General features: G+C 62.3%; 16 protein-coding genes. 10 read left to right on the forward strand and 6 right to left on the reverse strand.

The genetic code is table 11. The features are described from left to right. Positions 1–191 precede the first annotated feature (191 nt). A complete protein-coding gene (locus tag H8S23_RS03950; RefSeq protein WP_186886991.1) occupies positions 192–1313 on the forward strand; it encodes an ROK family transcriptional regulator in 1122 nt (373 codons plus the stop codon). A 222-nt stretch (positions 1314–1535) separates the two neighbouring features. Here H8S23_RS03950 and H8S23_RS03955 read toward each other — a convergent pair whose 3' ends face one another. Further along, positions 1536–1754: a hypothetical protein gene (locus tag H8S23_RS03955; RefSeq protein ID WP_186886992.1), complete on the reverse strand. Its 219-nt coding sequence runs from the start codon at positions 1752–1754 to the stop codon at positions 1536–1538. Positions 1755–1913: 159 nt separating this feature from the next. Here H8S23_RS03955 and H8S23_RS03960 point away from each other — a divergent pair, with 159 nt between their 5' ends. Further along, complete coding sequence (locus tag H8S23_RS03960; RefSeq protein WP_186887240.1) at positions 1914–2219, forward strand: helix-turn-helix domain-containing protein; 306 nt, start codon at positions 1914–1916, stop codon at positions 2217–2219. A 105-nt stretch (positions 2220–2324) separates the two neighbouring features. Then, positions 2325–3446, forward strand: a complete 1122-nt coding sequence (locus H8S23_RS03965; protein WP_186886993.1) for an N-acetyl sugar amidotransferase — start codon at positions 2325–2327, stop codon at positions 3444–3446. A gap of 143 nt (positions 3447–3589) precedes the next feature. Here the strand turns inward: H8S23_RS03965 and H8S23_RS03970 are convergent, their stop codons facing one another. After that, a complete protein-coding gene (locus tag H8S23_RS03970; RefSeq protein WP_186886994.1) occupies positions 3590–4057 on the reverse strand; it encodes a pyridoxamine 5'-phosphate oxidase family protein in 468 nt (155 codons plus the stop codon). 478 nt (positions 4058–4535) lie between these two features. Between H8S23_RS03970 and sppA the strand changes: the two genes are divergently transcribed. The 6 genes from sppA to H8S23_RS04000 all read left to right on the forward strand — a co-directional run bounded on the left by sppA (position 4536) and on the right by H8S23_RS04000 (position 11238). Continuing rightward, a complete protein-coding gene (gene sppA, locus H8S23_RS03975; RefSeq protein ID WP_186886995.1) occupies positions 4536–5492 on the forward strand; it encodes a signal peptide peptidase SppA in 957 nt (318 codons plus the stop codon). Next, positions 5476–6315, forward strand: a complete 840-nt coding sequence (locus H8S23_RS03980; protein ID WP_186886996.1) for an RDD family protein — start codon at positions 5476–5478, stop codon at positions 6313–6315. The genes sppA and H8S23_RS03980 overlap by 17 nt, the downstream gene beginning before the upstream one ends. A 524-nt stretch (positions 6316–6839) precedes the next feature. Beyond that, positions 6840–7595, forward strand: a complete 756-nt coding sequence (locus H8S23_RS03985; RefSeq protein ID WP_186886997.1) for a methionine ABC transporter ATP-binding protein — start codon at positions 6840–6842, stop codon at positions 7593–7595. Further along, complete coding sequence (locus tag H8S23_RS03990; protein WP_186886998.1) at positions 7588–8259, forward strand: methionine ABC transporter permease; 672 nt, start codon at positions 7588–7590, stop codon at positions 8257–8259. Before H8S23_RS03985 ends, H8S23_RS03990 begins: the two co-directional genes overlap by 8 nt. 621 nt (positions 8260–8880) lie before the next feature. Then, positions 8881–9762, forward strand: coding sequence for a MetQ/NlpA family ABC transporter substrate-binding protein (locus H8S23_RS03995; protein ID WP_186886999.1), 882 nt, complete (start codon positions 8881–8883; stop codon positions 9760–9762). 549 nt (positions 9763–10311) lie between these two features. After that, positions 10312–11238 (forward strand): phosphatase PAP2 family protein, encoded by a 927-nt coding sequence (locus H8S23_RS04000; RefSeq protein ID WP_186887000.1) that lies wholly within the window; start codon positions 10312–10314, stop codon positions 11236–11238. A 965-nt stretch (positions 11239–12203) separates the two neighbouring features. On the opposite strand, the gene H8S23_RS04005 is transcribed toward H8S23_RS04000, so the two are convergent. The 3 genes from H8S23_RS04005 to H8S23_RS04015 all read right to left on the reverse strand — a co-directional run bounded on the left by H8S23_RS04005 (position 12204) and on the right by H8S23_RS04015 (position 15682). Further along, positions 12204–12890: a hypothetical protein gene (locus H8S23_RS04005; RefSeq protein ID WP_186887001.1), complete on the reverse strand. Its 687-nt coding sequence runs from the start codon at positions 12888–12890 to the stop codon at positions 12204–12206. Between the two features lie 496 nt (positions 12891–13386). Beyond that, positions 13387–14364 carry a sugar phosphate isomerase/epimerase family protein gene (locus H8S23_RS04010; RefSeq protein ID WP_186887002.1) on the reverse strand — a complete coding sequence of 326 codons (978 nt, stop codon included), beginning with the start codon at positions 14362–14364 and terminating at the stop codon, positions 13387–13389. 31 nt (positions 14365–14395) lie between these two features. Beyond that, complete coding sequence (locus tag H8S23_RS04015; protein ID WP_186887003.1) at positions 14396–15682, reverse strand: MFS transporter; 1287 nt, start codon at positions 15680–15682, stop codon at positions 14396–14398. 453 nt (positions 15683–16135) lie between these two features. Between H8S23_RS04015 and H8S23_RS04020 the strand changes: the two genes are divergently transcribed. Further along, on the forward strand, positions 16136–16744 hold the full coding sequence (locus H8S23_RS04020; protein WP_186887004.1) for a cytidylate kinase-like family protein: 609 nt from the start codon (positions 16136–16138) through the stop codon (positions 16742–16744). Between the two features lie 22 nt (positions 16745–16766). On the opposite strand, the gene H8S23_RS04025 is transcribed toward H8S23_RS04020, so the two are convergent. After that, positions 16767–17432: a DedA family protein gene (locus H8S23_RS04025; RefSeq protein ID WP_186887005.1), complete on the reverse strand. Its 666-nt coding sequence runs from the start codon at positions 17430–17432 to the stop codon at positions 16767–16769. Positions 17433–17472 lie beyond the last annotated feature (40 nt).

Consider the following 17472-nt stretch of genomic DNA (forward strand, 5'->3'; position numbering starts at 1 on the left):
AAATCATTTTATATAATTTATTTATATAATAGTTTTTGCTGATGTAAAAATCAAGTTTCATAACCACAAAAAGCAGCGCTTTTTCTTGTGCATTCTGCCTCAGGAGATCCCGGCCAGTTGTGTGCGGCAATTAAAAGCGCTATAATATAAATCATATTTTATAAAACATGGGCACCGAAAGGCGGGGAAAGATGGACAACTTTTCGCTGGCCGACATCCGCAAAAAGAACTATGCCGACGTCTACCGTTATATCTATCGGCAGCGGCGGGTCTCCAAGCAGGACATCGCCGGCGCCCTGCGGATGAGCCTGCCCACCGTGACCCAGCATCTGGCAGCCCTGACAAAGGACGGTCTTATCTCCCGGCAGGGGCAGATGGCCTCTTCCATCGGCCGCAAAGCCGCGGCCTACGAGGCGATCGCCCAAGCCCGGTTGGCCGTGGGCGCGGAGATCCTGCGCGACCGGGTGACCGTGGTGCTGTTGGATCTGTACGGGGAGGTTTTCGGCCGGATCGCGGCAGAACTTCCGTTTGAGCAGACGGACGCTTACTTCTGTGCCCTTGCTTCTCTGACGCAGGAGTTGCTGGCCTCCTGCGGGGCAGAACCGAAACAAGTCCTGGGGGCGGGCCTCGGGCTGCAAAGCCTCGTCTCCGAGGACGGCCAGCGGGTACTGTACGGGCAGATCCTGCACTGCACCGGCATGACGGCAGACCGGCTGGGGCAATTGCTGCCTTTCCCCTGCCGGTTTGTACACGACGCGGAATGCGCCGCCGCGCTGGAGCTGTGGCGCACGCCCTCGCTGACCGACGCGCTGTACCTCTCGCTGGGGCAGCATCTGGGCGGCGCCATCATCATGGACGGCGGCATTAAGAGCGGCCGCACCGGCCGCACCGGCGCCTTTGAGCATATGACCCTGTCAGAGGGCGGCAAGCTATGCTATTGCGGTAAGCGGGGCTGTATGGAATGCTATTGCTCGGCCGGTGCGCTGTTGGATGGGGCGGGCTCCCTGGAAGAATTTTTTACAGCGCTGCATCGGGGGGACGCCGCTGTGCAGGCGCGTTGGGAACGCTATTTAGATTACCTCGCGCTGGCCATCAACAATCTGCACATGGTATTGGACAGTCCCGTTCTTTTAGGCGGCCATGTAGCCCCTTTTTTGACGGAGCAGGATCTGGACGCTCTGTTTGCCCGGATCCAGCGGCGCACCGCTTTCCCGGAAAGCGAAAACTTTTTGCGGGTGGGCGCGCAGGAGCCGGATGTGGTGGCTCTGGGCGCGGCGATCCCTTTTGTGCGCGATTTTTTGGCTGGTCTGTAGTCCAGCGCAGTTTCTGCGGCGGGCCGCAGCCTTTGGACGTTCAGCGCGAAGCGGAAGAAAAAGCAGAGGCCGTGGGAGTCATTTCTGGACTTCCGCGGCCTCTGCTTTTGAATTTTGGCCCGCAAACGGGCCCGTTTTGCCCCCCCCGAACCGTCCGGAGTGAAACGGAACGGCGGTGCGCTTCCGCTGGCTCAATTTTATCCGTTCCGGGGCGGGTCCTTTTTACTTTAGGATCAGGGCGCGCTGCGCCGCTTCGGCACTGGGATAGCCGCCCGAGCCCCGCCCCAGCAGGTATTCCGCCGCGTCGTTCCACTCCTGCACGGCAAAGTCCCCGGCCCGCAGCGTCTGGGCCGCCAGACGGGCCAGACGGTTATAGGGCTCCGTCCTCAGATCGGACAGGTAGAGGCACCCCACTTGGCGCCACAGCGTCTCCAGCAGCATACGCGCCTCCTTTATACTTCTCAAAAATGTTTTGTATTTTTATTATAACTTCTTAAAGTTGTAATATCAACAAAAATCTTCAATCTTCGCGATTTTAAAAATTAATAAAACAATTTTAAAGCGGTATCATAGTAGATGGGAAAGGGTGTGACCAAAGGCATGGATACCGCTTTTATCCAACAGCGCATCACCGAGCTGCGGCTGCAAAAAAATGTGTCGGAGTACAAGATGAGCCTGGATCTCGGCCAAAGCCGCAGCTATATCCAGGGCATCTCCTCCGGCAAAGTGCTGCCCTCGATGGCCATGTTTCTGGAGATCTGCGATTATCTGGAGGTCACGCCCGCAGAATTTTTTTCGCCCGGCCGGGCGGAGGCGGCGCTGACCCAAAAGGTGGTGCGGAAGGTGCGCGATCTGCCCCCCCGCACCCTGGCACTGCTGGACGAGTGGCTGAGCCTGCTGAAATAGGTTTTTGCCTTGTAGCCGTCCGCAAAATGGGGTACAATAAGGGCGGAGCGCGGGTGCGTTTCCCCGCATCCAAAACGCCTGATCCAGACAGTAAGGAGAAATCAGATGAAATACTGTAAAAAATGCACCATGCCGGACACCCGGCCCGGCATCACTTTTGACGCCGAGGGCGTCTGCTCTGCCTGCCGCCATTACGAGCACCGCAAAGACGTGGACTGGGACGCCCGCTGGAAAGAGTTCGAGGCCATGTGCGACAAGTACCGCGGCTGCAACGGCCCCGGCGGCTATGACTGCGCGGTGGCTGTCTCGGGCGGTAAGGACAGCCATTTCCAGGTGTATATCCTCAAAGAGGTCATGCACATGAACCCCATCCTCTTCAGCGTGGAGGATAATTTCCCCATGACCGAGGCGGGCAAGCACAACCTGAAAAACATCAGCGAGGCTTTTGGCTGTACCATCATCAGCTGCAAACCCAATATCCGCGCCCAGAAAAAACTGATGCGGGTGTTTTTTGAAAAGTACGGCAAGCCGACCTGGTATGTGGACCGGCTGATCTACACGTTCCCGCTGCACATGGCGGCCAAGTTCAACACGCCTTTCCTCTGCTACGGCGAGAACGTCTCGTTTGAGTACGGCGGCAGCGCGGACGAGGAGACCTATTCCGCCAAGGGGCAGATCGAAAACGGCGTTGCGGTCGGGTTCCCCAAGGAGGAGCTGCTCAGCTACGGCGTCAGCGAGAACGACCTCATCCTCACCGAGGCCCCCTCCGCCGAGGAGCTGGACCGGCTGGACCCTTTCTATATGAGCTATTTTCTGCCCTGGAACAGCCTGAAAAACTATCAGATCGCCCGGGAACACGGCTTCCATGACCTGACGCACGAGTGGGACCGCACCCATCACGCCGAGAATTTCGATCAGATCGACAGCCGCGCTTACCTGGTGCACAGCTGGCTCAAATACCCGAAATTCGGCCATGCGGCCGCCACCGATTACACGGCCCGCTATATCCGTTACGGGCTGATGACCCGCGAAGAGGCCATCCCCGTCATCAAGCAGCGGGACGGCGCGCTGGACCCGCTCTGTGTGCGGGATTTCTGCGCGTTCTGCGGCTACAGCGAGAGCGAGTTTTGGGCCATCCTGGACAAGTTCTATAACACCGACCTCTTTTATAAGGACGAATACGGCCGCTGGGTGCTGAAAGAGCCGATCTGGGAAGAGGAAAAGTAAGGCTTCGGGCTTTTCTGTCCGGGCAAAAACAGACATGAAAAAGCGCGTCCCGCAGCTGGTCTCAAGACCAGCCGAGGGACGCGCTTTTTTTCTCTTTCACTGGGATCCGCCGCCAAAAAGCGGGGGGCAGGAACGTCTCCCCCTCAGGGGTGGACCTTTGCCGACAGGCGCTCCACGTCCAGCCGGATGACCGCCACTGTCCCGGCCTCAGCGCCGCTGAAGCAAAAGTCCCGCCCCGTCTGGTGGCGCATCAGCAGGGTCAGGGCGCGGCACTTTTCCGCCGGGTCCTGCACCAGAAACGCCCGCCCGCAGCCCACAACGCTTTTAAAGGCGTAGCCGTAACCGCAGGGGCGCTCTGCCTCCAGCAGTCGGTGGCCGCAGTCCATCTCAAAGGCCACCCGCGGGTCCGCCGCCAGCGCGCGCAGCTTGCGACCCTCCGCGGCGCTGTGAAAATAGAGGGTCAGCCGCCCTCCGCCCGCCTCATAGCCGAAATTCAGCGGCACGATATAAAGCCCCTCTTCATCCTGCAGCGCCAGCCTGCAGACCCTGCAGTCCTCCACGATCTTTAAAATGCCGTCAAACTCCTTTACTTCCCGGTCTTCCCTGCGCATGCGCCGGCCCTCTCTTTCCGCCGGGGCGGCGTTGCGGCCCCGGCCTTTCTGCGGACATTTTTTCAAAGCGCCTCCCCTGCCGCGCGGGCGGCGGGGAAAGCCCGGGTGCGGCCCGGCCTCAGACAAAAAGCGCGTCCGACGCCCCGGGATGCTGTTTTCTATTCCAAAACGCGGTGCGGCGGCAGCCCCGCGGCGCGGCGTCCGGCGGCGCTCCGGCCCCGCGGCCCCGCGCTCCACAGGCCCGCTCGCCGCGGCCTGTCTTCCGTTTCCTCTGTCGTCCCTGAAAAGCGCCAAAATGGAGCGGGGCGGAACAGACCGGCCCGCGCTGTCTTTGCTCTTATTATACCGCTGCGCGCCCACACGGGCAAGGCTTGCCGCGCGCCTTTGCATTTTGTCGATTGCGCTTTTGGCTGCGGCCCGGTATAATGGGAATGGAACAAAATTTTCCAGCCTGCGGGCTGGAACGAGGTGAAAGCAAGTGACGAAAAAACAGACCTGGGGCGTCGTCATCGCGGCGATAGCGCTGGTGCTGGTGGGGCTGTTCGGCACCTTCACGGCAGCGGTGCTGCGGGAGATAGAGTCCTCGGCGGCGGGTTATCTGCCCGCCTACGACAGCTTTGCGGTCGTCAGCGTGGTGGGCACCATCCAGAACACCAGCGGCGACGAGCTGGGGCTCAACCAGCCCAGCTACCACCACAACGCCACGCTGAACTATGTCCGCAATCTGCAATACGACCGTTCCAACAAGGGGATCTTTCTCTATTTTGACACCGGCGGGGGCGGGGTGTACGAGTCGGACGAACTGTACCGCGCCCTGATGGAGTACAAGGAGGCCACCGGCCGACCCATCCATGCCTTTTTCGGCCCCACGGCGGCCAGCGGCGGTTATTACATCGCCATGGCGGCGGACCACATCTCCGCCGACCGCAACACCACCACCGGCTCCATCGGGGTCATCATGAGCTACACCAACGTCAAGGGTCTCTATGAAAAGCTTGGCCTTGAGTCGGTCTATATCACCAGCGGCCGCAACAAGTCGATGGGGGCGGGCGACCTGGACCTCACCGACGAGCAGCGCGCCATCTACCAGAGCGTGGTGGACGAGGCCTACGACCAGTTTGTAGGCATTGTCTGCGAGGGCAGGGAGATGTCCGAGCCGGCGGTGCGCAAACTGGCGGACGGGCGCATCTACACCGCAAAGCAGGCGCTGGAAAACGGCCTGATCGATGAGATCACCACGCTGGACGAGGCGCTGGACGCCTTTCGCCGGGAGACGGGCGCTTCTCCCTATTACACTGATTTTTCGGATACCACCATCTTTGACCGCCTGCTGGGCGCGGTGGCCTCCATTCTGCCCAAAAGCGACAGCCAGGTGCTGAAAGAGCTTGCGGAAGCCGACAAAAGCGGGGTGCCGATGTATGTATACGCAGGCTGATCCCGTCTTTGCCGGGTTCTGGCGGCGCGCCGCCGCCTTTTTGATCGATCTGGCGCTGGCGCTTCTGCTCTCCGTCCCGCTGCGTCTGCTGCTGGCTTTTCTGGGCATTTTCGGCATCGGCCGCCAGCCGGTCTTTTTCCACTACACTCCCGCCGACCTGCTGCTGACGGGGGCGGTGATATTGTATTTCTGCGTCTTTGAGGGGGCGCTGGGCACCACGCCGGGCAAAAGGATGCTGCGCATGCGGGTGGTCTGCACCCGCACCGGCTACCTGGGCTGGAAAGACGCGATCTACCGCGAGACGGTGGGCCGCTTTCTCAACAGCCTGCTTTTCATCGGCTATCTGATGGCCGGGGCGGACCGGGAAAAGCGCACCTGGGCGGACCGCCTGTGCGATACCCGCGTGCTCCTGCTGCCCAAAAAGGGCGCCCCCGCAACAGGCGGCGCGGCGCAGACGGCCCCGGCCGGTCTTTCTGCCGCCCCGCCCGTCCCCCCGCCGCCCGCGCCTGTGCCTGCCGCCCCTCTACGCGAGGGCTACGGCGACCTTTCGGCGCCCAGCGTCCCGCAGCCGGAGGGCCCCGAGGACGGGACGGACGCCGTCCCGCCCTCCCCTGTCCCTGATCCCGCGCCTGCGGACAGCCCGCAGGACAGCGCGGAACAGGGGGATGCCTGCGCGTCTTCCGCGCCCGTCTGGCCGCCGCAGAGCGCGCCGCCCAGCGGCGTGTTGGCCGAGACGCCCGCGCCCCGGATCCCGCCGGCGGCGTTCCCCCCGCCGGAGCACATCGAGGGCTTTTCCACCCCATCCATCGACGGCCTGTCCTGAGCTGCCGCCCTGGGTCAACGCTGAAAGCCGCTTTGATTTTGTGCAATTTTGCCAATCAAAACGCGGTTTTTTCTGCAAAAGTTTGACTGTTTTTCCCCGGTTGACAATGCCCTGCCCCGGTGTATAATGAAATCACAACCAAACAGCCAAAGGCGCAGATGAGAAGAGTAAGCATCCGCCGCTTTCACAGAGAGCCCCCGATCTGGTGCGAGAGGGCAAAGCGAACGACGCCGAACATGGTCTCGGAGCTGCGCGGGCGAGCCGAAAGGTTAGCCCGTGACGGGCCCACCCGTTACAGTGGCAGGCTATAAATGGCATTTGCCGGAGTAGCTGCAGAGGCCCGGGCGGCGCAAGCGCCGGGCGAACCAAGGTGGTACCGCGGGAGCATCAGCCCCCGTCCTTGAAGCGATTCAAGGACGGGGGCTTTTTGTTGTCCCACGCGCAGGCTCCCGCCCTGTCCCCGGCTTTGCGGCGTTTGGCCGCGCGGCCCGGCGATTTTCACAGCTTTTGAGGAGGCGCAGAGCATGATCCAGATCGAAAACCTGACCAAGGTCTTTAAATCCGGCACCGACAGCGAGGTGACCGCGCTGCACAACGTCAGCTTCACCATTGAGGACGGCGATATCTTCGGCATCATCGGCATGAGCGGGGCGGGCAAGTCGACCCTGCTGCGCTGCCTCTCGATGCTCGAGCGCCCCACCAGCGGCCGCATCCTGCAGGACGGCGTCGACCTGGCCGCGCTGCGCGGCAGGGCGCTGATCGACGCGCACCGGCGCACCGGCGTGGTCTTTCAGGGCTATAACCTGCTGATGCAGAAATCGGTGCGGCAGAACGTGGCCTTTCCCCTGCGGCTGGCGGGCGCAAAAAAAGCTGACGCCGACGCCCGGGTGGACGAACTGCTGGAACTGGTGGGCCTGGCGGACAAGGCGGACGCCTATCCGGCCCAACTCTCGGGCGGGCAGCGGCAGCGGGTGGCCATCGCCCGGGCACTGGCCACCCGCCCGGAGGTCCTGCTCTGTGACGAGCCCACCAGCGCCCTGGACCCCCTCACCACGGGGCAGGTGCTGGGGCTGCTGCGCAGCATCAACCGGAAGCTGGGGGTCACCATCGTCATCATCACCCACGAGATCAGCGTGGTGCGGTCCATCTGCAACAAAGTGGCGGTCATCGACGCCGCCCAGTTTGCCGAGGGCGGCCGCACGGACGAGATCTTCGACCGCCCCAAAAGCAGCATCACACGGCTGCTGCTGGGCACCGAGGGAGGGCTGAAACATGCTTGAAACGATCATCGGGCTCAAAGACGTACTGCTTCAGGGCCTTTTTGACACGCTGTATATGGTGTTCACCTCCACCCTGCTGGCCTATCTTGCCGGGCTGCCGCTGGGGGTGCTGCTCTACACCACCGGCAAGGGCGGCATCCATGAAAACGCGCCGCTCAACCGGGCCCTGGGCTGGGTGGTGAACATCGGCCGCAGCATCCCTTTCATCATCCTCATCGTAGCCCTCATCCCCTTTACCCGGCTGGTGGTGGGCAAAGCCATCGGCCCCACAGCGGCGATCGTGCCGCTGGTGATCGGCTCGGCCCCGTTTGTGGCGCGGCTGGTGGAGCAGAGCCTGGAAGAGGTGGACGTCGGGGTCATCGAGGCCGCCCGCTGCATGGGCGCGACCCGGGGCCAGATCATCCTGCACGTGCTGCTGGGCGAATCGATCCCCAGCCTGGTGCGCGGGCTCTCCATCACCTCCATCACCCTCATCGGTTATTCCGCCATGGCCGGCGCCGTGGGCGCGGGCGGCCTGGGCGATATCGCCATCCGCTACGGCTACTACCGCTACCAGTCCGACGTGATGCTGTTCACCCTGGTGCTGCTGGTGGTGCTGGTCTGTCTGATCCAGTTTGCCTTTGGCTTTGCCGCGAACCGCATCGATAAGAAAAACCGCTTTTAGGGCAAACGTCCCGGCGCGCAGGCGGGCAACCCCCCCCCGCTGCGCCCTGGCGAGCGAGCTCCGGGTCTCTGAAAAACCTCGGCCCGCAGGCGGGCAAAGCCGCTGCCGGACGGCCAGAGCGCTCCTCCAGAACCACCGGCGGGCGCACGCCGCTGCCCGGCCGGCGCTTTCAGCGGAGCGGATGCCCTCAGCCAAAGGACGGCGGGCCCGGTGCGCACGCCCGGACGGGGAGCGCGCGGAAAGCTCCGCTGCGGGAAAAGCATTCAAAAAGCGCAGGCGCAGCTCGCCTGGTCCCTTTCCACAAGGGGCTGAAAGCCTGCGCCCCGGCAAGGACTTTCAAGTGTTCGCCACATCGGGACACGCGCAGAGGCTCCGGGCATCCGCCTTTGAGGCCCCCGCGGGCCTGAAACCAGATCTGCACCGGCGGGCAGAGAAAGGAGATCGGCGGAACGTCCGCGGACGCGCGGGCCCACGCTTCTCCCCCCTGTTCCGCCGCCGCTGCCGCGGCAGAGCGCAGCCGCCGCCCGGGGCCCCGGGCGGGACCCGCCTGCCTTTGCCTGCGGCGGGCAGAAGATAAAACGCACGACAAAAAAGAGAAGAGAGAAAGAGAGGAAACTCATCATGAAAAAGAAATTCATCCCCCTGATCAGCGCCGCACTGGCCCTGTCCCTCGCCCTCACCGGCTGCGGCGGCAGCGGCAGTTCCGCAGCGGGCAGTTCCGCCGCCGGTTCGTCCGCCGCGGGTCCATCCTCCGCGGCCGCCTCCAGCACAGCCGTCACCGCCACCCTGACGGTGGGCGCCTCCCCCTCTCCCCACGCCCAGATCTTGAACGATGTGATCGCGCCGCTGCTGGCCGCGCAGGGCATCGAGCTGGTGGTGCGGGAGTTTGACGACTACATCATCCCCAACACCGCCCTGGAGGCCGGCGAGCTGGACGCCAACTACTTCCAGCACACCCCGTATCTTGAGAACTTCAACGAGGAAAACGGCACGCATCTGGCAGTGGGCGCAGAGGTCCATTTTGAGACGATGGCCCTCTATCCGGGCAAAACGGCCTCGCTGGACGTCCTTGCTGACGGCGCTTCGATCGCCATCCCCAACGACACCACCAACGAGGCCAGGGCCCTGCAGCTGCTTGCCGCCCAGGGACTGATCACCCTCAAAGAGGGGGTCGGCCTGGAGGCCACCCCGAACGATGTGGTCGAGAACCCCAAAAACCTGAAGTTTGAAGAGGTGGTGGCGGCCCAGATCCCCAACCTGCTGGCCGACGTGGACCTGGGCATCGCCAACGGCAACTATGCCCTGGGCGCGGGCATCGCCGGCACCGCCATTGCCAAGGAGGGTGCGGACAGCGAGGCGGCCCAGACCTATCCCAATGTACTGGCCATCCGGGAGGGAGACGAGCGCCCCGAGCTGAAAGCGCTGATCGAGGCCATGACCAGCCCCGAGGTAAAGGCGTATATCGAAGAGACCTACGAGGGCACCGTGATCGCGGTATTCTGACTTTTCCCTCCCCGCCCCCACGCCGGGCGGGGATGCAGGGGCGGCGGGAGAGCTTCTCCCGCCGCCCCTGTTCGTTTGACCCGCATTTCCAGGGCAGTCCCCGCCGCCCCCACTTCGCTGAAAAAGGCGTTTTCACCGCCGCGCCGCGCCCGTCCGCGGGCCCGGACTGCCTTTTTCACGGCGCGCCCGGACACCGCGGCAAACGAGCGGCAGCCTGCACATGCTGTCCTCCCTGCCACGCTAATCTGTCCCCCTTGCCGGGCCCCCGGATATCTGCGTTCTTTGCCCGCCGGACGGCCTGGCGGCAGGCAGGCCGTCCGGCGGGAAGATGCCTGCAGTGTGGGGACCGCCCATGATCTGTCCGGAGCGGCCTTTTTCCGCGGCGGGGCTGCCGGGTAGGAAAGCCATTTCTCGACACCCGCATAAAAATGTGGTACACTGTGTCCTGCCGGGGGTCCGCCTTTCCCTCTGCGCGCAGGCGCGGAGAAGGGCGGCTGAAAAGCACCTCCGTATGCTGGGCTGCTGGCCCCGAAAGGGTTTGACACACAAGTGAATTTGAAAAAAAATCAAAAATTTCTGTTGGCGGCACTCGGTCTGGCTGCCGCACTGCTGCTGGCTGCGGCGGCTTTTTATGACCTCGCCATCGACCAGGCGCTTTATGCCCCTCACAACCCCTTTGGCATCGTGCTGGAGGCGTTCTGCTACTGGCCGCTCTACCTGCCCTTTGTGCTGCTCGGCGCGGTATGGACCTTTCTCTATCGGGACAATCCCTCGCGCCACGTGCTGGGAGAGGTGTTGGTGATCGCGGTTTTCTATGTGCTGTTCACCCAGTCGCTGCCCAATCTGGCCCGGCGCGGCCTGCTGCCGCTGTCCGGCACGGCGCTCACGCTGGGGGCGGTGGTGCTGACTTTCGCGGCCACCGTGGCGGCCATCAGCCTGGCCAGCCGCTGCAGCCGGGCCGCGCTAATCCGGCTCGACTTTCTGGCCAAGCTGGGTATCGTGCTCTGTCTGGCCGACAATGTGGTCATCAATCTGCTGAAAATGCTGTGGAGCCGCATGCGGTTCGACGACATGGCTGCTGCGGGTGATTTTTCCGCCTTTACCCCCTGGTACCGCTGGGGCGCGGTGGCGGGCAACACCAGTTTCCCCTCCGGGCACACGGCCGCCGCCTGCGGCGTGCTGGTGCTGCTGGCCCTGCCCGCCCTGTTTGACTGGTGGAAAGGCAAGGAACTTGCCCTCACCGCCGGCTGTTACGGGTACATCGCGCTCACCGCGCTCTCACGGCTCATCATGGGGCGGCATTACCTGTCCGATACCGTGGCCGCTGCGGTGATCATGACCCTGCTTTATCTGGCCATCACCCACACGCGGCGCTGCCGCCGCGGGCTGGAAAGCGCCCTGTCCCGTGCCCGCACAGCGGACGCCCCGGCAGAGGAGGCGGACGGTGCCTCAGAGGAAAGCCCCGGGGACGAATGACAGCTTCCGCAGCCGCGGCACAGCTTCGCCGCCCCGCTCTGCGCAGCGGGTAAGCGCCTCCCGCTCTGGGGCCTCGCCGCTGGCTGCGCTTCCACCCGATTCCGCGCAGGCGACTTTTTCGTCAGTATCGCGCAAAAGACCGCTGTGTCGACAACATCGACACAGCGGTCTTTTTGTATAGAGAAAACTACTCACAGGCGGGTGGTCCAAAAAAACCTCATGGCGATCGTGCAGACAGGAGACTCCCCTTGCAAAAACAGAAATGCGGTCTGTCAACTGCTCAAAAAAACAAAAGTGGGAGTCAGCCAATGGAGGACCTAAACAAGTTATCGCATAAGGAAACCAGCATTCTGGTGTCGGGGAGATTATGTGCAGGTGCAGCGGGGAAAAAGCAAAAAAAATAGAAAAAGGGGTACGGCGCAGGCATAAAGAAGAGCAGACAGGCGCGCAGCAGATAATGGGGATTCTTTAATAAGCCCGTTTGCGGGCGGCAAGCAGACGCACCCTTGCAACCGGCGGACCGTACCAGCGCAACGCGTATCCTGTGTTCCCAGGTTTCGCCCGCCTGTGAACCCCCCGGCTTTGCCGCGGGATATTTTTTGTTTCCTGCGCACTGTCTCCTTTCCCTTAGATGAGGAACGGCGGCTCCTGCCGCGCCGGTGCGCGCTTCACCGGCCTGCCCGCTCCAAAGATCCTCTCCCGGTCCCGTGTGCCACGGGGGCCGGGAGAAGATAAAAAATCCCCTGCGCCGCTGCAGGCGGCCGGTGAAACATCTCCCGGCCGCCGGCGGGCACAGCGGCGGCAAAAAGGTGAAGACGGGGCAGCGTTCTCTGCGCGCGGCGTGCTTCCCGCTGCATTGCCGTGCAGGGACGCGGCCATAAAAAAGCAGGGCCGGCGCGCACAACTGCCGCGCGCCGGCCCTGTCCGTTCGTCTGTTCCGCACCCGGGCCTCAGGGCCCCGGCGATCACTTTTTGTCGTTGTCCCCGCTGTCCCCGCGGCCGCCGTCCAAAATCAGCCAGACCACCGCGCACAGGACGCCGCCGATGGGCAGCGCCACCCAGCCCGGATGCCAGAGGCCCGCGACCCCCATGGAAACGAATACCACTGCGGCCGCCGCCATGATGGCGCTGCTGATGCGGTCGCACAGCCGCTTGCGCCGCTGCAGGGTGAGCGGCTCCGGCTCACAGCCCGCGGCCTGCAGGCGCTCGAGGTAGTGCCCGTTTTTGATCCCGTAAAAGACAAAGATGCCGATACCGGCTGCCGCCAGCACAAAAAACAGCGCGCCCGGCAGGCTGGAGCCGGGCTGCATCAGGCCCGACAGCACGATCAGCGCGGCCACCGCCAGCAGGCAGAGCACCACGCCGATGGAAATGCCGCCCGCAAAGCGCCGGGTGAACGCTTCGTACTCCGCCAGCAGCGTCTCCTTTGCCGCATCTCCGCGCCGGACGCCCAGCTTTGCCCGCAGATCATTCAGATCGTCGTTTTCCGCCACCACGATGCCCAGCGCCTCATCTTCGTTTTTTCCCTCCGCCAGCAGCGCCGCATAACGCGCCTCCAGCCGCTGCCGGGTCTCCGTTTTCTGTGCCGCTGCCTGGCGGGTGTGCGGCAGCCCGGCAAACATATTTTCCACATAAATGCTGACTTTGCTCATTTTTATTCTCCCCTGGCCCCGGCGTCGCTTGGGACGGCGGCCATGGCTGCGGCGGGCGGCGCGGCCGCAAACGCCCCGTTCCCCTTTGCGCAGCATTTCCGGCCGCGTCTTTTCCCTGTGCGCCGGGCCTGTTCTGTACTACTCTTGAGTATAGCACAGGGCCGCGGCTTTCGTAAAGTTGCATTTTTGAAAAAAGCACCTCCGCCCCCGACGGTCCGCCCCTGGACCAAAGCGCCTGCCGCGGGCCGGACAGCGGCGCCGGGCGGACGACGGCAGCCCTCCGGCAAAAGGGCAAACTTTTTTCACCTTTCCTGTCCCCGGAGAAAAGGCTGCGGACAGGCCCACAGCGCGGGGAGATCACCGTGTGGGGAGACCATAGCAGCGGGACACAGCGCGGCGGGGGCCCGACCGCAAAGCCGGGCCCCCGCCTGGACACGCCCTCTGCGGGCGCGCCTGCAGTTTGAATTTTTTCTGCCGCCGCGGGAAAAACAGCGCTTTAAGCTTCCCGGCGCTGCTGCACCATGCGGTAAAACCGCTCCGCTTTTTCGCGGCAGTCCCTCAGACCTTCCATCTCTTCTTCCGGGGTGCTGCCGTAAATGCCCACCTCAAAATCCGCGGGCAGCTGCAGCGGCGCCTTTGCCGCATAATCCGCGATCTTCTCCCAGTCCAGCACGCCGGTAAAGGGAGGCCGGTGCTTGTCATGCAGCAGCACCTCGCTGTCGTCCCCCGCCAGCTCTTCGCTGATCGAATCATTGTCCTGCAGGTGGGTGGCGTACATGCGCTTATAATATTTTTCCAGGAAGTAATAGTAATTGTCCCGGCACATCAGGCTGCCGTGGCCGGAGTCAAAGCAGAAGCCGAGGAACTCCTCGTCATAGCGGTCGAACATCCGCTCAAACTCCTCCTCCTGATGGCAGGGCGGCGTGCAGATCAGATTTTCCAGCGCCACACGCACCCCGGCGGCCTTGGCGTAATCCCGCAGCTCATCAAAAGATTTGCAGACCTGGCGGTAATACTCCTCTTTGTCCGCGGGGTTCTTCTCGAACATTTCATAGGGCAGCTGCATGTGCAGCACCATCACCGAGGCCCCGATATGGCTGCACAGGTCCACCCGGTTCTTCAGCAGGTCCACGCCCGCAAGGCGGGTATACTCGTTGACGGAGGTATAGTCCTTGCGGATATCCGCAAGGCGGGTGCGGTTGCGGAACACCGGCCTGCCGTTCACTCGGATGGTGCGGCGGCCGCCCTCGGACGCGTGGATGCTGTGCGCTTTCACCCCCACGCTGCGCAGCAGGTCGCGCACCTGGAACATCTCGCTGGCACTGTAGAGATACTCCCCCTCCCAGTCGTGGATCCACTGGGTATGGGTAAAGCCCGCCCAGGCGATGTTGGTCACCTGGCGCTCGATCTCGGCCCAGTTGTGCAGGTCGTTGTTATAATCGCTGTTGACGGAGCTGAGCAATCGCTCTGACATGGTCTCGCCTCCTGTTTTGCTGTGCCCGGCCTCAGACCGGCGCCCCTTCCACTTTTGCCTGCTGGATGGCTTTTGCGTTCAGCCGCCGCAGCACGATGGCGCAGACAAAGCCGACGGCGGAGAGGATGACCATCCACAAAAAGCACAATTTGTAGCCCTGGAGGCCCTCGGCGTTGTCCACCATGTTGCCGCTGACCGTGTAGAGGAAGATCTCAGGCGCATAGCCCACCAGCGAGATGATGCCGGAGGCCGTGCCTGCCAGACGCTTGGGGATCAGCACCTCATCGATGGTGGAGAAATACAGCGCTTTGATGCTGTAAAGGCACAGGCCGTAAAGGATAAAGTTGACCACGATCACCCAGACCGCCCCCCGGTTGGCCGGGATCAGCAGGTAGCAGGCGGCGAAAACGGTCATGCCCACGAACGCCCACTGGATGAACTTGATGCGGCTGCCCACCTTGTCGGCGATGAAGCCCGCTGCCACGGCGCCCACCATCATCATAAAATAGGTGCGCACCACGCTGAGGGTGGCGACGGTGGAATCGCTCAGGCCGAAAGCCTGGGACAGGTAAGGCGTGACATAGCCGTGGAAGATCAGGGCCGCATAGTTGCAGACCACCAGCACGCCGCACAGCCAGACCCGCGGCATCTTGGCCACCTCGACGAAGTTTTTCCACTTCAGCGGGGCGCTCTCTTTGTTCTCGGTTTTCTTGACGGCTTTTTCCGGCTTGTTGTTGGGGATAAAGATCATCGACAGCACGCCTGCGACCAGCAGCAGCACGCTGTAGAAGATGATGGTGCCCCGCAGGCCGCCGATGCTGTCGGCCGCGCGGGAGAACACTGCCACCGACCCAAAGGCCACCAGCGTGCCGATCAGCCCGCGGCCGCCCTCCAGCGAGCCGAACAGCTTGCCCTGCTCCTCCGGCGAGCCCAGGTTGTTGATCACCTTGACCATGGCTGCCCAGAAAGTGAACACTGTGGTGATGGCAAAAACGCCGTGGATCACCAGCAGCCAGACAAAGCTGGGCATGGTGTAGAACCAGAAGCCCGCCAGCGCAGTGCCAAAGCAGGAAAATACGATCAGGCTTTTGGCCGAAAATTTATCCGCCAGGATGCCGCCGGGGAAATAGCAGATAAAGTTGACGATGCCGTAGGCAGACATCAGCATGCCCAGCTGGGTCTTGGTGGCGCCGGTGGCCGCCTGCAGCGGCTCCATATAAGTTTCGCGCAAATAGGGCAATTTGGTCATCAGGCCGCCGGCAATGGCGACCACGATCAGGGTGACCCACTTCTGGACACTTGCATTCTTGAATTTCATCGAAAATCCATCCCCTTTACTTTCCGGCGGCGGGAAACCTCCTCCCCGCCGCCGGGTCATATTGCCGCTTGAGACGTTGCTCCGATCGGAAAATCCATGAGATGTGAAAACAGGAGAGCCAAAAAGGCAACAAAAAAACCGCATAGCATCCCCGGTCGACTCGGGGTGCCTGCAGTCTCTTTTCTCTCGCAATCACCTTACGCGTTCATCATACTTTATCCGTCTGTATTTTGTCAATAATTTCTTTACTTTCATTTTACATTTTGGTTGTTTTGTCTGGTTTTGGACAGGTAGTATTGTCTAACTTTTCCCCCAGAAAAATTTTGCCGCCCGGACGGCTTGTCGAGCGCCGTGTTTGCAGCTATAATAAAGATACAAAAACAAAGCGGCACAGGCCTGTTCCTTCGGCACTCTGCACAGTCTGTCCGCTTTTCGGAAACGGAGGTTCGTTGTATGTCCAAAAGGGTCATCACCATCAGCCGTGAGTTTGGCAGCGGCGGGCGCGCGATCGGCAAAATGGTCGCGGACAAACTGGGGGTCAAATTTTATGACCGTGAACTGATCCAGCTTGTGGCAAAAGAGAGCGGTTTCGCCCTGGACTTCGTTGAGGAGACCGGGGAGTATTCCTCCACCAGCAGCCTGCTGTACAACCTGTCCGTGGGCGGCATCTACACCCAGGGCGCGTTTTCACCCGAGACCCTGCCCCCCGCGGACAAAGTGCAGATCCTGCAAAACAACATTATCCGCGAACTGGCGGAGAAAGAGCCCTGCGTCATTGTGGGCCGTTCGGCGGATTATATCCTGCGCGAGCGCACCGACTGCCTGAACGTTTTTATCCACGCGGACATGGCGCACAAGGTAAAGCGCGCGGTGGAGCTGTACAACATTTCTCCAAAATCGCCTGAAAAGATCCTCGCCAAAAAAGACAAGGCCCGGGCAAGCCAGTACCGGCGCTATACCGATCAGGTCTGGGGCATGGCGGACAATTACCATCTGACGCTGGACAGCGGCGTATTCGGGCTGGAAAAGTGCTGCGACATCATCGTGGCCCTGGCCAGGTAAGAACGCAAGTCAAAAGGGGCGGCTATGCCGCCCCTTTTTTCTGTTCTTTCTGATCTGCGCTTTCCGCCTGCGCCCTGCGGCGCAGTGCCTGCCGGCGCGCATGCCGCCGCATGCCCAGCAGCACCGCCAGCAAAATGGCCACCGCGATCACCAGGTTGCCGTAGGTGTCCAGATAGGGCAGCAGCAGCGCCCAGGCATCCCCCAGCGCCGCGCCGGCGAGCACCAGCACGGTGTTCCAGATCAGCGAACCGGCGGCAGTGAGCAGCAGAAAAGGCAGCGCGGCCATGCGGGCCATACCGGCCGGCACCGAGATCAGGCTGCGCAGGATGGGCACCATGCGGCAGAGGAAAATCGTCTTTTTCTGGTATTTTTCATAGGTGTCCAGGCTTCGCTCCAGATCCGCGGCCTCAAACCCCAGATAACGGCCATACTTTTTGGTCAGCCGCAGCAGCCGGGGCCGGTCCAGCAGGGTGCCCGCCCCGTAAAGGATCAGCGCTCCGGCCAGCGAGCCGGCCGTGGCCGCCAGGATCACCGTCAGCGGGGTGAGGCCGGCCTTTGTGGTCATGAACCCGCCGAAAGTGAGGATGACCTCGCTGGGGATGGGGGGAAACACGTTTTCCAGCAGGATCAGCGCAAAAACGCCCAGCGCCCCATATTCCGTCATAGCGGCCAAGATCCAGTCCTGCATCGCGCTTCCCCCTTTCCGCTATCTAACTATATGGCGGAAA

The organism is Anaerofilum hominis (assembly GCF_014287275.1).
GTDB classification, from domain to species: Bacteria; Bacillota; Clostridia; order Oscillospirales; family Ruminococcaceae; genus Pygmaiobacter; species Pygmaiobacter hominis.

What these genes read in the sequence shown, in the direction of transcription:
- H8S23_RS03950 (WP_186886991.1), top strand. Translation starts at nt 192, where the DNA reads ATGGACAACTTTTCGCTGGCCGACATCCGCAAAAAGAACTATGCCGAC.
- H8S23_RS03955 (WP_186886992.1), bottom strand. Translation starts at nt 1,754, where the DNA reads ATGCTGCTGGAGACGCTGTGGCGCCAAGTGGGGTGCCTCTACCTGTCC.
- H8S23_RS03960 (WP_186887240.1), top strand. Translation starts at nt 1,914, where the DNA reads ATGGATACCGCTTTTATCCAACAGCGCATCACCGAGCTGCGGCTGCAA.
- H8S23_RS03965 (WP_186886993.1), top strand. Translation starts at nt 2,325, where the DNA reads ATGAAATACTGTAAAAAATGCACCATGCCGGACACCCGGCCCGGCATC.
- H8S23_RS03970 (WP_186886994.1), bottom strand. Translation starts at nt 4,057, where the DNA reads ATGCGCAGGGAAGACCGGGAAGTAAAGGAGTTTGACGGCATTTTAAAG.
- H8S23_RS03980 (WP_186886996.1), top strand. Translation starts at nt 5,476, where the DNA reads ATGTATACGCAGGCTGATCCCGTCTTTGCCGGGTTCTGGCGGCGCGCC.
- H8S23_RS03985 (WP_186886997.1), top strand. Translation starts at nt 6,840, where the DNA reads ATGATCCAGATCGAAAACCTGACCAAGGTCTTTAAATCCGGCACCGAC.
- H8S23_RS03990 (WP_186886998.1), top strand. Translation starts at nt 7,588, where the DNA reads ATGCTTGAAACGATCATCGGGCTCAAAGACGTACTGCTTCAGGGCCTT.
- H8S23_RS03995 (WP_186886999.1), top strand. Translation starts at nt 8,881, where the DNA reads ATGAAAAAGAAATTCATCCCCCTGATCAGCGCCGCACTGGCCCTGTCC.
- H8S23_RS04005 (WP_186887001.1), bottom strand. Translation starts at nt 12,890, where the DNA reads ATGAGCAAAGTCAGCATTTATGTGGAAAATATGTTTGCCGGGCTGCCG.
- H8S23_RS04010 (WP_186887002.1), bottom strand. Translation starts at nt 14,364, where the DNA reads ATGTCAGAGCGATTGCTCAGCTCCGTCAACAGCGATTATAACAACGAC.
- H8S23_RS04015 (WP_186887003.1), bottom strand. Translation starts at nt 15,682, where the DNA reads ATGAAATTCAAGAATGCAAGTGTCCAGAAGTGGGTCACCCTGATCGTG.
- H8S23_RS04020 (WP_186887004.1), top strand. Translation starts at nt 16,136, where the DNA reads ATGTCCAAAAGGGTCATCACCATCAGCCGTGAGTTTGGCAGCGGCGGG.
- H8S23_RS04025 (WP_186887005.1), bottom strand. Translation starts at nt 17,432, where the DNA reads ATGCAGGACTGGATCTTGGCCGCTATGACGGAATATGGGGCGCTGGGC.